This is a genomic window from Cellulomonas sp. GbtcB1 (assembly GCF_019091725.1).
Classification (GTDB): domain Bacteria; phylum Actinomycetota; class Actinomycetes; order Actinomycetales; family Cellulomonadaceae; genus Cellulomonas.
In genome coordinates, this window is the sequence record NZ_JAGXJG010000003.1 from 13,713 (window position 1) to 28,387 (window position 14,675).

A 14,675-nucleotide genomic window follows, 5' to 3' on the forward strand; every position below is an offset into this window, starting at 1 on the left:
CGCGGTCACAGGAACTTGACCCTCAGAACATCTCCGGATGGCCTAGAGCCTATACCCGAGCGCAGGGTGCCGCAGGGACCTAGGTCTGGCCGGCGGGACGGCCGTCCGTGGTGCGGACGGCCGTTCACCCGCTGCCCCGCGGCCTGCTAGAGGTCCAGCAGGTCGGGGCTCAGCCCGGACTCGGTGTCCGGGATGCCGAGGTCGGCCGCGCGCTTGTCGGCCGTCGCCAGCAGGCGGCGGATCCGGCCCGCCACCGCGTCCTTGGTGAGCACGGGGTCGGCGAGCTTGCCGAGCTCCTCGAGCGAGGCCTCCTTGTGGGCGAGCCGCAGCTCCCCCGCCTCGCGCAGGTGCTCGGGCACGTCGGCGCCGAGGATCTCGAACGCGCGCTCCACGCGCGCGCCCGCGGCGACCGCGGCCCGCGCCGACCGGCGCAGGTTCGCGTCGTCGAAGTTGGCCAGGCGGTTCGCGGTCCCCCGCACCTCGCGGCGGACCCGGCGCTCCTCCCACACCAGCAGCGTCTCGTGCGCGCCGAGCCGGGCCAGCATCGCGGCGATGGCGTCGCCGTCGCGGATGACCACGCGGTCGACGTTGCGCACCTCGCGCGCCTTGGCCGGGATCTGCATGCGGCGCGCGGCCCCGACCAGCGCCAGGGCGGCCTCCGGGCCGGGGCAGGTCACCTCGAGCGCGGACGACCGGCCGGGCTCGGTCAGCGAGCCGTGCGCCAGGAACGCGCCGCGCCACGCCGCCTCGGCCTCCTGCACGCCGGCGGAGACGATCTGCGGCGGCAGCCCGCGCACCGGGCGCCCGCGGTTGTCGAGCAGGCCCGTCTGCCGCGCGAGCGACTCCCCGTCCTTCACGACCCGCACGACGTACCGGTTCCCGCGGCGCAGCCCGCCGCCGGACACCACGATGACCTCGGACTGGTGGCCGTACACCTCGGCGATGGCGGCCCGGAGCCGGCGCGCGGCCATCCCGGTGTCGAGCTCGGCCTCGATGACGATCCGCCCCGAGATGATGTGCAGCCCGCCCGCGAACCGGAGCGTCGCCGACACCTCCGCCTTCCGGCACGACGTCTTGTCGACCTGGAGCCGCGCAAGCTCGTCCTTCACCTGTGCCGTCAGAGCCATGCGGTCATCCTGCCATCCCCTGGGGTGCGCCGACGTCGCCGAGGTAGCCCTCGACCACGTCGCTGATCGCCGCGGCCAGCCGCAGCGCGTCGTGCCGGGGCGTGCCGTCCCCGCGCCGCACCTGGCGCAGCAGCAGCCGCCCGCCCTGCGCGCGCGTGCGCTCCTCGAGCTCGTCGACGTCCTCCACGGCGCCGGGGTCGGCGATGACCGCGTCCAGCCGGAGGTCCGGGGCGTGCTGGCGCAGCGCGTCCAGGTGCTCGCACGGCCCCATGCCGGCGGTCTCCGCGTCCGGGCTGAGGTTGAGCAGCACGATCTTGCGGGCGGGCGTCCGGTGCAGCGCCTCGGCGAGGTCCGGCACCAGCAGGTGCGGGATCACGGACGTGTACCAGGAGCCGGGTCCCAGCACGACCCAGTCCGCCTGCTCCACCGCGGCGACCGCCTCGGGCAGCGCCGGCGGGCGGTCGGGCACGAGCCGCACGCCCTCGATGGGGTCGCGCGCGACGGCGACGTGGCTCTGCCCGCGCACCACCTCGACGCGTCCGTCGGACCGCCGGACGTCGGCCTCGATCGCCAGCGGCACCGCCGCCATGGGGAGCACGCGGCCGCGGGCGCCGAGCAGCCGGCCGACCCAGTCCAGACCGTCTACCGTGTCGCCCAGCAGCTCCCACAGCGCCACGATCAGCAGGTTGCCGACCGCGTGCTTGTCCAGGTCGCCCGCCGAGGTGAACCGGTGCTGCAGCACGTCGCGCCACGTGCGGCCCCAGTCGGAGTCGTCGCACAGCGCGGACAGCGCCATGCGCAGGTCGCCGGGCGGGAGCACGTCCAGCTCGTCGCGCAGCCGGCCGGAGGACCCGCCGTCGTCCGCGACGGTCACGACGGCCGTGAGCCTGTCCGTCACGCGGCGCAGCGCCGACAGGGAGGCGGACAGCCCGTGCCCGCCGCCCAGGGCGACGAACGCGGGGTGCCCGTCGCGGGACGGGTTCATTCCTTGCCGAGGTCGCGCGCCGCCACGGTGACGCGCTGCCCCCGGGACCGCAGCCGCTCGGCGATGGCCTCGCTGATCGCGACCGACCGGTGCTTGCCGCCGGTGCAGCCGACCGCGATCGTCACGTAGCGCTTCTCCTCCGCCAGGTACCCGGCGAGGACGGGCTCGAGCGCGTCGACGTACCGGTCCACGAAGTCGACGGCGCCGGGCAGGCCCAGGACGTAGTCGCGCACGGGCGCGTCCCGGCCCGACATGTGCCGGAGCTCGGTGATCCAGTACGGGTTGGCCAGGAACCGGACGTCGACCACGTGGTCCGCGTCGAGCGGGATGCCGTACTTGAAGCCGAACGAGAGCACGTTGACCCGCAGCGCGTCCTCCTCCTGCTCCGAGGACACCGCCGCCCGCACGATCCGGCCGAGCTCGTGCACGTTCGTCTCCGAGGAGTCGATCAGCACGTCCGCGCGCTCCCGGATGTCCGAGAGCAGGCTGCGCTCCGCCGTGATGCCGTCGAGGATCCGGCCCTCGCCCTGCAGCGGGTGCGGGCGGCGCACCTGCTCGTACCGGCGCACCAGCACCTCGTCCGAGGCGTCGAGGAACAGGATCCGGTAGTCGATGCCCGACTCGCGGAGCTGCGCGAGCACCGCGAGGAGGTCGGCGAAGAACTCGCGCCCGCGGACGTCGACGACCGCCGCGATCCGCAGGTCCGCGCTCGGCGGCCCGCCGTGGGTCAGCATGCCGACGAGGTGCGTGAGCATCTGCGCGGGCAGGTTGTCGACGACGTACCAGCCCATGTCCTCGAGCACCGCGCCCGCGCGGGTGCGGCCCGCGCCGGACATGCCGGTGATGATCAGGACGTGGGGCTGCCGGACGCGGGGCGCCGCGGTGGCGGCCTCGATCGCGGGGATGCCGTGGGGGACGGTGATCGGCGAGGTCTCGTCGCTCATGACCCCAGCATGCCAGGCGTGTCGGCGGTCGGCGCCGCCACGTCGGTGGCACGGGACGGCAGGTCCGTGGCCGGGGCTGCCGCGTCGGCGTCCGGGGCCTGCGCGCCCGTGGCGGGCGCCGGGACGCCGGTGGGCTCGGTGCCGCCGGCCAGCGCCGCCACCACCGCGGCCGCGGTCCGCGCGCCCATGCCGGGCACCGTCGCGATCTCCTCCGCCGAGGCGGCCTTCAGCCGCTTGAGCGAGCCGAAGTGCTTGAGCAGCGCGGCCGACCGCGCGGGGCCGAGCCCCGGGACGGTGTCGAGCGCCGAGACCGTCATCCCCTTGCTGCGCTTCTTGCGGTGCGCGGTGATCGCGAACCGGTGCGCCTCGTCGCGGACGCGCTGCAGCAGGTACAGCCCCTCCGAGGAGCGCTGCAGGATCACCGGGTAGTCCTCCCCCGGCAGCCACACCTCCTCGAGCCGCTTGGCCAGGCCGCACAGCGCGACGTCGTCGATCCCGAGCTCCGCCAGCGCCGCCGCCGCGGCCGCGACCTGCGGCGGGCCGCCGTCGACCACGACCAGGTTGGGCGGGTAGGCGAAGCGCTGCGGGCGCCCGGTGGACTCGTCGATCGGGCCGGACCGCACCGGCCCGGCGTCGGCGTCCGCCAGCGCCTCGGCCAGCTGGTCCTCCCCCAGGCCGAGCTCCAGGTCGCCCGCCTGCTCGCGCTCGGCGAGGTACCGGCGGAACCGGCGGGTGATGACCTCGTGCATCGCGGCGGTGTCGTCGCGCGCGCCCGAGCCCTCGGGGCCGCGGATCCCGAACGTCCGGTACTCGCTCTTGCGGGCCAGCCCGTCCTCGAACACGACCATCGACGCCACCTGGTACGTCCCCTGGTTGTGCGACACGTCGTAGCACTCGATGCGGAGCGGGGCCGAGTCCAGGCCCAGCGCCTCCTGGATCTCCTGCAGCGCCTGGCTGCGGGTCGTCAGGTCGCCGGCCCGGCGGGTGCGGTGCAGCGCGAGCGCGTGCTCGGCGTTCTTCCGGACCGTCTCGGCGAGCTCGTGCTTGTCGCCCCGCTGCGGCACCCGCACCTGCACCCGGCTGCCGCGCAGCCCGGACAGCCAGGCCTGCACCTGGTCGAGGTCGTCCGGCAGCACCGGGACCAGCACCTCGCGCGGCACCGAGCCGGCGACAGCGCCCTGCGCCGCCGCGCCGTCGTCGCCGGCGGGCGCGTCGCCGTACACCTGCTGGAGCAGGTGCTCGACGAGCTGCGCGTCGGTCACGTCCTCGACCTTCTCGACCACCCAGCCGCGCTGGCCGCGGATCCGGCCGTCGCGCACGTGGAACACCTGGACGGCGGCCTCGAGCTCGTCGCCGGCGAGGGCGAAGATGTCGGCGTCCGTGCCGTCCTGCAGCACCACGGCGTTCTTCTCCGTGGCGCGCTTGAGGGCGCCGATGTCGTCCCGGAGCCGCGCCGCGCGCTCGAAGTCGAGCTCCGCGGACGCCTCCTGCATGCGCTGGGTCAGCCGCTTGGTGAACCGGGCCGTGTCGCCCGCCATGAAGTCGGCGAACTCCTCGGCGAGGACGTGGTGGTCCTCCTGGGAGATCTTCCCGACGCACGGGGCCGAGCACTTGTCGATGTAGCCGAGCAGGCATGGCCGGCCCTGCTGCTTGGCGCGCTTGAACACCCCCGCCGAGCAGGTGCGCACCGGGAACACGCGGAGCAGCAGGTCGACGGTCTCGCGGATCGCCCACGCGTGCGCGTACGGGCCGAAGTACCGGGTGCCGGGCCGCTTCGCGCCGCGCATGACCTGCACGCGCGGGAACTGGTCGGCCAGCGTCACGGCCAGGTACGGGTACGACTTGTCGTCGCGGTACTTCACGTTGAACCGCGGGTCGAACTCCTTGATCCAGGAGTACTCCAGCGCCAGCGCCTCGACCTCGGTCCCGACGACCGTCCACTGCACCGACGCGGCCGTCGTGACCATCTGCTGCGTGCGCGGGTGCAGCCCGGCGACGTCCTGGAAGTACGAGTTCAGCCGGGACCGCAGGCTCTTGGCCTTGCCGACGTAGACGACCCGGCCGTCCTTGTCGCGGAACCGGTAGACGCCGGGCTGGTCGGGGATCTCCCCCGGGGCGGGGCGGTAGGTGGCGGGATCAGCCATGCGTGCCACCGTAGTTCGCCGGTCCGACAGCCGCGCCGGCGGCCCCGTGCGCCGGTACCGTCGCCCGCATGGGACTGCTGCACGAGTACGCCGCCGACGTCGTCTGGACGGGCGCGGGCGCCACCGGCACCACCGGGTACGCGGCGTACAGCCGCGACCACGAGGTGCGGGTCGCGGGGAAGCCGACCGTGCTCGCGTCGGCCGACCCGGCGTTCCGGGGCGACCCGGCGCGGCACAACCCCGAGGAGCTGCTCGTCGCCGCGCTGGCCGAGTGCCACATGCTCTGGTTCCTCCACTTCGCCGCCACGTCGGGCGTGGCGGTCGTCGGCTACACGGACCGGGCCGGCGGGACGATGAGGGTCGAGGCGGCCGGCCACGGCCAGTTCACCCAGGTCGTGCTGCGCCCGCAGGTGACCGTGCGGCCCGGCGGGTCCGCCGCGGCCGACGGCGCGGCGCTCGACGCGCAGCTGGCCGACCTGCACCGGCGGGCGCACGAGCACTGCTTCATCGCCCGGTCGGTGACGTTCCCGGTGCTGACCGAGCCGGCGCCGGCGGTCCTGGAGACCGCGGGCGCCGGCTCGGCGGGCTGACGCCCGGGCGGCTCAGGCGCTCGCGCGCTCCGCCGCCGGCTCGTCCAGCACCTCCGCCAGGAACGTCCCCGTGTGGCTGGCCGCGACGCGGGCGACCTGCTCCGGCGTGCCCTGCGCGACGACCGTGCCGCCGCCCGAGCCGCCCTCGGGGCCCATGTCGATGACCCAGTCGGCGTTCTTGATCACGTCGAGGTTGTGCTCGATGACGATCACGCTGTTGCCCTTGTCGACCAGGCCCTGCAGCACGCCGAGGAGCTTGCGGATGTCCTCGAAGTGCAGGCCGGTGGTCGGCTCGTCCAGCACGTAGACCGTGCGGCCGGTGGACCGGCGCTGGAGCTCGGTCGCGAGCTTGACGCGCTGCGCCTCGCCGCCGGACAGCGTCGGGGCCGGCTGGCCGAGCCGGACGTAGCCGAGGCCGACGTCGACGAGCGTGGTGAGGTGCCGGGCGATCGCGGGCACCGCGGCGAAGAACTCCGCGGCCTCCTCGATCGGCATGTCCAGCACGTCCGCGACCGTCTTGCCCTTGAAGTGCACCTCGAGCGTCTCGCGGTTGTACCGCGCGCCGTGGCACACCTCGCAGGGCACGTACACGTCGGGCAGGAAGTTCATCTCGATCTTCAGCGTGCCGTCGCCGGAGCACGCCTCGCAGCGGCCGCCCTTGACGTTGAACGAGAACCGCCCGGCGGTGTAGCCGCGGACCTTCGCCTCGGTCGTCTCGGCGAACAGCTTGCGGATCCGGTCCCAGACGCCGGTGTAGGTGGCCGGGTTCGACCGCGGGGTGCGGCCGATCGGGCCCTGGTCGACGTGCACGACCTTGTCGAGCTGGTCCAGGCCGCTGACCCGCTTGTGCCGGCCGGCCACCCGGCGGGCGCCGTTCAGCTCGTTCGCCATGACCGTGTAGAGGATCGAGTTCACCAGCGTCGACTTGCCGGAGCCCGACACGCCGGTCACGGCCGTGAACGTCCCGAGCGGGAACGACACGTCCACGTTCTTGAGGTTGTGCTCGCGCGCGCCGTGGACGGTGACCTGGCGCTTCTTGTCCACCTTGCGCCGCTGCGCGGGCATGGGGATCGAGCGGCGGCCGGACAGGTACGCGCCGGTCATCGACTCGCGCGACGCCAGCAGGCCCGCGAGGTCGCCGGAGTGCACGACCTTGCCGCCGTGCTCGCCCGCACCGGGGCCCACGTCGACGATCCAGTCCGCGGTGCGGATCGTGTCCTCGTCGTGCTCGACCACGATCAGCGTGTTGCCGAGGTCCCGCAGCCGGGTCAGCGTGTCGATGAGGCGGCGGTTGTCCCGCTGGTGCAGGCCGATCGACGGCTCGTCGAGCACGTAGAGCACGCCCACCAGGCCGGAGCCGATCTGGGTCGCGAGCCGGATGCGCTGGGCCTCGCCGCCGGACAGCGTCGCCGCGGCGCGCATGAGCGACAGGTAGTCGAGGCCGACGTCGAGCAGGAAGCCGAGCCGGGCCTGGATCTCCTTGAGCACCTGCTCGGCGATCTGCCGCTCGCGCACGCCCAGCTCGAGGCCGTCGAGGAACTCCTTGGCCTCGCGGATGGGCAGCGCGCAGACCTCGGCGATGGACTTCCCGCCGACGCGCACGGCCAGCACCTCGGGCTTGAGCCGCGTCCCCTCGCACACGGGGCACGGCACCTCCCGCATGTAGGCCTCGTACTTCTCCTTGCTCCACTCGGACTCGGTCTCGCCGTGCCGGCGCTCCAGGAACGTCACCACGCCCTCGAAGCCCGTGGAGTACTGGCGCTCACGGCCCCAGCGGTTCTTGTACTTGACGTGCACCTTGTGGTTCTCGCCGAACAGCACCGCCTTCTTCGCGCGCTCCGGCAGCGCCCGCCACGGCTGGTCCATCGAGAACCCGAGGTCGTCGGCCAGCGCGGTCAGCACGCGCTCGAAGTACTCGGACGAGATCTGCGCCCACGGGGCCACCGCGCCGTCGCGCAGCGACAGGTCGTCGTCCGGGACGACCAGCTCGGGGTCGACCTCGAGGCGCGAGCCGATGCCGGTGCACTCCGGGCACGCGCCGTACGGCGCGTTGAACGAGAACGTCCGGGGCTCGATCTCCTCCAGCGTGAGCTGGTGGTCGTTCGGGCACGCGCGGTTCTCGGAGAACCGGCGCTCCCGCTCCGGGTCGTCCGCGTCGAGGTCGACCATGTCGACGACCAGCAGGCCGCCGGCGAGGCCGAGCGCGGTCTCCACCGAGTCGGTCAGGCGGCGCTGGACGCCCTCGCGCGACACCAGGCGGTCGACGACGACCTCGATGTCGTGCTTGAGCTTCTTCTCCAGCGTCGGCGGCTCCGCGAGCTGCACGACCTCGCCGTCCACGCGGGCGCGGGCGAAGCCCTTGGCCTGCAGCTCCTTGAACAGGTCGGCGTACTCGCCCTTGCGGCCGCGCACCACCGGCGCGAGCACCTGGTAGCGGGTGCCCTCGGGCAGCTCGAGCAGCCGGTCGACGATCTGCTGGGGCGTCTGCGCGGTCACGCGCTCGCCGCACACGGGGCAGTGCTGCGTCCCGGCGCGGGCGAACAGCAGGCGCAGGTAGTCGTAGACCTCGGTGATCGTGCCGACGGTCGACCGCGGGTTGCGGTTGGTCGACTTCTGGTCGATCGACACCGCGGGCGACAGGCCCTCGATGAAGTCGACGTCGGGCTTGTCCATCTGGCCGAGGAACTGGCGCGCGTACGCGGACAGCGACTCGACGTAGCGGCGCTGCCCCTCCGCGAAGATGGTGTCGAAGGCCAGCGACGACTTCCCGGACCCGGACAGGCCCGTGAACACGATGAGCCTGTCGCGCGGGAGATCCAGGTCGACGTTGCGCAGGTTGTGCTCGCGGGCCCCCTGGACCACCAGACGATCATTCACGCGCAGCATGCTACGGCGGACCACCGACATGCGCACATGTGTTCGAACCGTAAAGGCGGCCCGACCTGCGCCGTCGCCCCTGGTCGGCGCATGATGAGGACCGTGACCGACCGCGCCGTCGTGACGGACCCCACCCCCGGGACGGACGCCGCCCCCACGACCCCGACGCCCATCGGCGAGTACGCCGTGCTCGGCGACGGCCGGACCGCCGCGCTCGTGTCCCGCACCGGCTCCGTCGACTGGCTGTGCCCACCGCGGTTCGACTCCCCCGCGTGCTTCGCCGCGCTCCTCGGCGGCCCGGAGCACGGCCGCTGGCTGCTGACGGCGCCCGACGCCACCCGGGTCACGCGCCGGTACCTCGACGACTCGTTCGTGCTGGAGACCACGTTCGAGACGCCTACCGGGACGGCCGTGCTGCTCGACGCCATGCCGCTCGGCGACGGCCGGTGCGACCTCGTCCGGCGGGTCACGGTCACCCGCGGGTCCGTGCGGCTGCGGCACGAGTGGGTCGTGCGGTTCGGGTACGGCGCCGTCGTGCCCTGGGTGCACCGCGTCACCGACCCGGACGGGGACGAGGTGATCCGCGCCGTCGCCGGGCCGGACAGCCTCGTGCTGCGCGGCGACCGGCTCCCCCGCCCGGGCGGCGGTCCGCACCGCGGGCACGCCGACGAGTTCACGCTCGCCGAGGGCGGGAGCGTCGGCCTCTCGCTCACCTGGGTGCCCTCCTGGAAGCCCGTGCCCCGGGCGCCCCGGCTCGCGCACCGCGTCGAGGCGACCGAGCACCAGTGGGCGCGCTGGGCCCGGTCCGCCCGGTACCGCGGGACCTACCGGGACGCCGTCGTGCGGTCCCTGCTCGTGCTCCGGCTGCTCACCGACTCCGAGACCGGCGGCATCGTCGCGGCCGCGACCACCTCGCTCCCCGAGGACCCCGGCGGCGAGCGGAACTGGGACTACCGGTACTGCTGGCTCCGGGACGCCGCCATGACCCTCGAGGCCCTCCTGGAGCACGGCTACCGCCACGAGGCCCAGGCCTGGCGCCGGTGGCTGCTCCGCGCCGTCGCCGGCGACCCCGCGCAGGTGCAGATCATGTACGGCGTCGACGGGTCCCGGGAGCTGACCGAGCGCACGCTCGACCACCTGCCCGGCTACGCCGGATCCCGGCCCGTGCGGGTGGGCAACGCCGCGGTCGGGCAGGTGCAGAACGACGTCCTCGGCGAGGTCATGGCGGCGCTGCACCTCGCCCGGACCTCCGGCGTGGCCGAGGGCGACGACTCCTGGTCCCTGCAGACGCACCTCGTCGAGCACCTGTGCCGCACGTGGCGCCGGCCCGACAGCGGGATCTGGGAGGTGCGCGGCGCGCCCCGGCACTTCACGCACTCCAAGGTGATGGCCTGGGTCGCCCTCGACCGCGCCGTCCGCGCCGTCGAGGAGCACGGCCTGCCCGGGCCCGTCGAGAGGTGGCGCCGCGAGCGGGACGCCGTGCACGCCGACGTCCTCGCGCACGCCTGGGACGCGGACCGGAACACCTTCGTGCAGCACTACGGCGCCACCCACACCGACGCGGCCCTGCTCCAGCTCGTCCTCGTCGGCTTCCTGCCGCCCGACGACCCCCGGCTGGTCGGCACCGTGGCCGCGGTGCGGGCCGAGCTCGAGGTCGCCCCCGGCCTCCTGCTCCGGTACCGCACCGACCGCACCGACGACGGCCTGCGCGGCTCCGAGCACCCCTTCCTCGCCTGCTCCGGCTGGCTCGCCGACGCGCTCGCCCGGCAGGGCGACGTCGACGGGGCCACCGCGGTGCTCGACGTCCTCGACGGCCTGCGCACCGACGTCGGGCTGCTCGCCGAGGAGTACGACCCCGCGTCCGGGCGGATGATCGGCAACGTGCCGCAGGCGCTGTCGCACCTCGCCCTCGTGCGGGCGGTGCACAGCCACGACGAGGCGCTCGGGCGCGGTGGGACGCCGGAGCCGCGCGGCGAGGCGGTGGGGCGGGCGTGAACGGGCTCGCGGGCGTCGGGGGCGGCGCGGGAGCCGGGTACACCGGGGACGTCGTGCCGGGAGGGCCGGCGGCCGTCCGGGTGCTCGACGAGGTCGTGCTGCGCAAGCTGTCCGTCGGGCCGATGGACAACGAGGCGTACGTGCTCGCCTGCCGGCGCACCGGGGCGCGGTTGCTCGTCGACGCGGCCGCCGAGCCGGACCGGCTGCTCGACCTGACGCGCGCCGGGTCGCCGGGCGAGGCGCCCGCCGGGCCGCTCGTGCTCGTCGTCACGACCCACCGGCACCGGGACCACCTCGGCGCCCTCGCCGGGGTCCTCGCCGCGACGGGCGCCGCGCACGCCGCCGGGGCCGCCGACGCGGACGCCGTGGCCGAGTCCGCCGGCACCACCGTGCCGCGAGCGCTCGCGCACGGCGACGTCCTCGCGGTGGGCGCCCTCCGGCTCGAGGTCGTCGCGCTGCGCGGGCACACGCCCGGCGCGGTCGCGCTCGCCTACCGCGAGCCCGACGACGCCCGCGCGCCCGACGCCGTCCCGGGCCGGGTCCACCTGCTCACCGGCGACTCACTGTTCCCCGGCGGGCCCGGCCGGACCACCGACCCGGCGGCGTTCGGCGCGCTCATGACCAACCTCGAGGACCGGGTGTTCGGGCGGTTCCGCGACGACACCTGGGTCTACCCCGGGCACGGTCGGGACACCACGCTCGGGGCCGAGCGGCCGCACCTGGCGGAGTGGCGCGCGCGGGGCTGGTGACCCGGCGCCCGGCTGATCCCGGCGTGCCCGGCCCCGCCCGCGGGTGAACAGGACATGTCGGGCGTGGACGCCGTCGCCCTGGTGAGAAGGCCGTCTGCCATAGTGACGCACAGGTCCGTCACCAGGAGCGAGAGGACGTCCATGTCGAACGACGGCAGTGCCACGCCGGAACCCGGGCAGCAGCCCGAGCAGCAGCCCGGCAGCAGCGCCTGGCCCACGCCGGGCAGCGGCACCGAGCGGCCCGCCGCCCCCGCGCCCTCGGGCTACGAGGCCACCCCGGCCTCCGGCCCCGCACCCTCCGGCTACGAGGCCGCCCCGTCGTGGCCCACCCCGCCGACGTCCGGCTCCGACGCCCCCACGGCGGCGTACCCGACCACGCCCACCGCGGCGTACCCCACGGCCTCCCCGTACGGCGCCCCCGGCCAGGACGCGCCGACGGCCGCGTACCCGACGTCGGGCGCGCCCGGCTCCGACGCGCCGACCGCCGCGTACCCGGCGTCCTCGCCGTACGCCGCGCCCGGTGCCGGGCAGGGCTCCGCCCCGCAGGAGGGCGGCTACCCCGCGCCCGGCTACCCCGGGCAGGGCGGCGCGTCCGCGCAGCCGGGCGGCGACCAGGCGCAGCAGCCGGGCGCCGGGTACCCGGCCCCGGGTGCGGGCTACCCCGGCGCGGGCGGTGGCTACCCCGCCCCCGGGGGGTACCCCGCGTCCGGTGGCGGCTACCCCGGCGGCGGCTACCCGCAGGCCCCGTACTCGCCGAACCAGTACCAGCAGGCGCCGCGGACCGACGGCGTGTCCATCGCCGCCCTCGTCACCGGCATCCTCGGGACCGGCGTCGTGGCGATCGTGCTCGGCATCCTCGGCCTGCGCCGCACCAAGAGGGACGGCACCCAGGGCCGCGGCCTCGCCATCGCCGGCCTCGTCCTCGGCGGCCTGGGCGTGCTCAGCTGGGTCGTCGTCGGCGTGACCGTGGGGGCCGCGATCGCCTCGCACAACAACCGCATGGCCGACCTGCGGTCGTCCTGCGCGTCCGGCGACATGGAGGCGTGCGACGACCTGTACTTCGACTCGTCGTCCGGCTCCGACGACGAGGAGTTCGGGAACACCTGCGGCGGGCGCACCGACGGCAGCACCCTGTGCACCTCCGTCGACCCCACCCGGTGGGCCTACGGGGACGACGCCGAGCTCGACGGGTTCTGGGACGCCTGCGCGGCCGGCGACCTCGCCGCGTGCGACTCCCTGTGGTCCGAGGCGCCCTCCGGCTCCGAGTACGAGGAGTTCGGCCGGACCTGCGGCGGCACCACCGACGGCAGCAGCTTCTGCGACTCCGGCGCGACCGGGGGCACCGACGAGGGCACGGACGAGGGCACCGACCTCGGGAGCAGCACCGGCGCGCAGACCTACGGCGACGACCCCGAGCTCGACGCCCTGTGGGACGCCTGCCAGGGCGGCAGCGGCACGGCGTGCGACGACCTGTACTGGGAGTCCGACCTCGGCACCGAGTACGAGTCGTTCGGCTCGACCTGCGGCAACCGCGTCGAGTACGCGATCAGCTGCGAGAGCGAGATCGGCGGCTGACGCCTCCCGCCTGCGCACGACGGCCCCGGGGCAGCACGCCCCGGGGCCGTCGCGCGTCCGGGGGTGGTCGTGCGTCCCGAGGCGTGCGGGGCGTCGTCGTCCCCGTGAGCCGCGGGTGTCAGCGGTCGACCGGCCCCAGCCACGCGTTCGCGACCGTGCTGTGCGCCGACTCGTCGTCGGACGGGTGGAACAGCCCGGCGAGCACGTCCCGGTACAGCCGGCCCAGCTCGCTCCGGGAGAAGTACGACCCGCCGCCCGACACCCGGATCGCCCGGTCCACGACCTCCCGGGCCGTCTCCGTGGCGCGCACCTTCAGGCCGACCACCTTCGCGAACCACAGCGCCCCGTGGTCCACCGCCTCGTCGACGTCCCGGGCCAGCGCCCAGACCTGCGGCTCGATCCCGTCCTGCGCGATCGCCGCGTCCGCCACGCGCCACCGGATGTCCGGGTCCTGCGCGTAGCTCCGGCCGTCGTTCTTCATCGACGTCCGCCGGTGCGCGGCCGCCACCGCGAGCTCGAGCGCCCGCCGCCCGATGCCGGTGTACACCGCGGCCAGCAGGATCTCGAACACCTGGAACAGCGCGAGCACGTACGGGTCGGCGCTCGGGCCGGGCGGCAGCGCGCGGAACACCCGCCCCGGCGCCGCGTACGCCCCGTCGAGCACCGTCGTGCAGGACTGCGTCGCCCGCATGCCGAGCGTGTCCCAGTCGTCCTTCGTCTCGATCCCGCCGTCCGCCCGGGACACGACCCCGTGCACCAGGCGGGGGCCGTCCGGGTGGTCCTCGTCCAGGCCGAACGTCGCGAGCCGGGTCCACACCGGCGACAGCGACGTGAAGATCTTCGTCCCGTGGAACCGGTAGCCCCCGTCGGGCTGCCGCTCCGCCCGGGTGCGCGAGGCGAACATGACCAGGTCGTTCCCCGCCTCGGAGTTCCCGAACGCGAACACCTCCCCCGCCGCCGCGTCCCGCAGCACGAACTCCAGCGAGTCGTCGCCGCGCGCCGCCAGCACCGCGGCCATCCCCGTCACCACCAGGTGCATGTTCACGGACAGCGCCGTCGCCGGCGCCGCCCCGGCCAGCCGGACCTGCTCCCGTGCGACCTCCTCGAGCGTCAGCCCGGCGCCGCCCATCGCCTCCGGCACGAACGCCCGCAGGTATCCCGCCTCGCGCAGGTCGTCCAGGTCCGCGTGCGGGAACGTGTTCTCCCGGTCGTGCACCGGCGCGCGCTCCGCCGCGCGGGCCAGCAGGTCGTCGGTAAGCAGGGTGCGCGGTGCCGCGGTACGGGTCATGCCGCCCACTCTGCCACCGCCGTCCGGGCCCGCGGGGCCGGGTCGGAGGGCGGTGCGCCGCCGGGAGCGGCGCCCGGTGCGGCAGGATGGCGGCATGGCCACCTTCGCCGTCCGGTACACGTACGACCAGCGCACCGACCTGCAGGACGAGGTCCGCCCGGAGCACCGCGCCTACCTGCGGGGCCTCGCCGACCGCGGCCTGCTGCGGGGCTCCGGACCCTTCACCGACGGCGCGCCCGGCGCGCTGCTCGTCTTCGAGACCACGGACCGCGCCGCGCTCGAGGTGCTCCTCGCCGACGACCCGTTCGCGCGCGCCGGCGTCATCGCCGACGTCGAGATCCGGGCGTGGAACCTGATCCTCGGACCCTGGGCCTCGGCCGGCTCCTGACGGACCGGGCCGG

The 14,675-nt window shown here is 75.1% G+C and carries 11 protein-coding genes; 5 read left to right on the top strand and 6 right to left on the bottom strand.

Annotation, left to right across the window (positions count from 1 at the left end; translation table 11 throughout):
* Nucleotides 1–146: 146 nt before the first annotated feature.
* The 4 genes from whiA to uvrC are packed head-to-tail and all read right to left on the bottom strand — an operon-like array spanning nucleotide 147 to nucleotide 5,200.
* Entirely contained in the window at nucleotides 147–1,127 is a 981-nt protein-coding gene (gene whiA / locus KVT14_RS01925) for a DNA-binding protein WhiA (protein WP_217614120.1), read from the bottom strand.
* 4 nt (nucleotides 1,128–1,131) lie between these two features.
* Complete coding sequence (gene yvcK / locus KVT14_RS01930; RefSeq protein WP_217614121.1) at nucleotides 1,132–2,112, bottom strand: uridine diphosphate-N-acetylglucosamine-binding protein YvcK; 981 nt, start codon at nucleotides 2,110–2,112, stop codon at nucleotides 1,132–1,134.
* The gene (rapZ, locus tag KVT14_RS01935) at nucleotides 2,109–3,056 is read right to left on the bottom strand and encodes an RNase adapter RapZ (RefSeq protein WP_217614122.1); all 948 of its coding nucleotides are present in this window, start codon (nucleotides 3,054–3,056) and stop codon (nucleotides 2,109–2,111) included. Before rapZ ends, yvcK begins: the two co-directional genes overlap by 4 nt.
* On the bottom strand, nucleotides 3,053–5,200 hold the full coding sequence (uvrC, locus tag KVT14_RS01940) for an excinuclease ABC subunit UvrC (RefSeq protein ID WP_217614123.1): 2,148 nt from the start codon (nucleotides 5,198–5,200) through the stop codon (nucleotides 3,053–3,055). Before uvrC ends, rapZ begins: the two co-directional genes overlap by 4 nt.
* A 68-nt stretch (nucleotides 5,201–5,268) precedes the next feature.
* On the opposite strand from uvrC, the gene KVT14_RS01945 reads away from it, so the two are divergent.
* Nucleotides 5,269–5,790 carry an OsmC family protein gene (locus KVT14_RS01945; RefSeq protein WP_217614124.1) on the top strand — a complete coding sequence of 174 codons (522 nt, stop codon included), beginning with the start codon at nucleotides 5,269–5,271 and terminating at the stop codon, nucleotides 5,788–5,790.
* Between the two features lie 12 nt (nucleotides 5,791–5,802).
* Here the strand turns inward: KVT14_RS01945 and uvrA are convergent, their stop codons facing one another.
* Complete coding sequence (gene uvrA, locus KVT14_RS01950) at nucleotides 5,803–8,667, bottom strand: excinuclease ABC subunit UvrA (protein ID WP_217614125.1); 2,865 nt, start codon at nucleotides 8,665–8,667, stop codon at nucleotides 5,803–5,805.
* A 120-nt stretch (nucleotides 8,668–8,787) separates the two neighbouring features.
* Here uvrA and KVT14_RS01955 point away from each other — a divergent pair, with 120 nt between their 5' ends.
* The 3 genes from KVT14_RS01955 (at nucleotide 8,788) to KVT14_RS01965 (ending at nucleotide 12,986) form a co-directional block, all read left to right on the top strand.
* Entirely contained in the window at nucleotides 8,788–10,662 is a 1,875-nt protein-coding gene (locus KVT14_RS01955; RefSeq protein ID WP_308160834.1) for a glycoside hydrolase family 15 protein, read from the top strand.
* Nucleotides 10,659–11,411, top strand: a complete 753-nt coding sequence (locus KVT14_RS01960; RefSeq protein WP_217614126.1) for an MBL fold metallo-hydrolase — start codon at nucleotides 10,659–10,661, stop codon at nucleotides 11,409–11,411. Before KVT14_RS01955 ends, KVT14_RS01960 begins: the two co-directional genes overlap by 4 nt.
* 141 nt (nucleotides 11,412–11,552) lie before the next feature.
* Nucleotides 11,553–12,986, top strand: a complete 1,434-nt coding sequence (locus KVT14_RS01965; RefSeq protein ID WP_217614127.1) for a DUF4190 domain-containing protein — start codon at nucleotides 11,553–11,555, stop codon at nucleotides 12,984–12,986.
* Between the two features lie 118 nt (nucleotides 12,987–13,104).
* On the opposite strand, the gene KVT14_RS01970 is transcribed toward KVT14_RS01965, so the two are convergent.
* Complete coding sequence (locus tag KVT14_RS01970; RefSeq protein ID WP_217614128.1) at nucleotides 13,105–14,274, bottom strand: acyl-CoA dehydrogenase family protein; 1,170 nt, start codon at nucleotides 14,272–14,274, stop codon at nucleotides 13,105–13,107.
* 94 nt (nucleotides 14,275–14,368) lie between these two features.
* Between KVT14_RS01970 and KVT14_RS01975 the strand changes: the two genes are divergently transcribed.
* Nucleotides 14,369–14,662, top strand: a complete 294-nt coding sequence (locus KVT14_RS01975; protein WP_217614129.1) for a YciI family protein — start codon at nucleotides 14,369–14,371, stop codon at nucleotides 14,660–14,662.
* Nucleotides 14,663–14,675: the final 13 nt, after the last annotated feature.

What these genes read in the sequence shown, in the direction of transcription:
- whiA (WP_217614120.1), bottom strand. Translation starts at nt 1,127, where the DNA reads ATGGCTCTGACGGCACAGGTGAAGGACGAGCTTGCGCGGCTCCAGGTC.
- yvcK (WP_217614121.1), bottom strand. Translation starts at nt 2,112, where the DNA reads ATGAACCCGTCCCGCGACGGGCACCCCGCGTTCGTCGCCCTGGGCGGC.
- rapZ (WP_217614122.1), bottom strand. Translation starts at nt 3,056, where the DNA reads ATGAGCGACGAGACCTCGCCGATCACCGTCCCCCACGGCATCCCCGCG.
- uvrC (WP_217614123.1), bottom strand. Translation starts at nt 5,200, where the DNA reads ATGGCTGATCCCGCCACCTACCGCCCCGCCCCGGGGGAGATCCCCGAC.
- KVT14_RS01945 (WP_217614124.1), top strand. Translation starts at nt 5,269, where the DNA reads ATGGGACTGCTGCACGAGTACGCCGCCGACGTCGTCTGGACGGGCGCG.
- KVT14_RS01965 (WP_217614127.1), top strand. Translation starts at nt 11,553, where the DNA reads ATGTCGAACGACGGCAGTGCCACGCCGGAACCCGGGCAGCAGCCCGAG.
- KVT14_RS01970 (WP_217614128.1), bottom strand. Translation starts at nt 14,274, where the DNA reads ATGACCCGTACCGCGGCACCGCGCACCCTGCTTACCGACGACCTGCTG.
- KVT14_RS01975 (WP_217614129.1), top strand. Translation starts at nt 14,369, where the DNA reads ATGGCCACCTTCGCCGTCCGGTACACGTACGACCAGCGCACCGACCTG.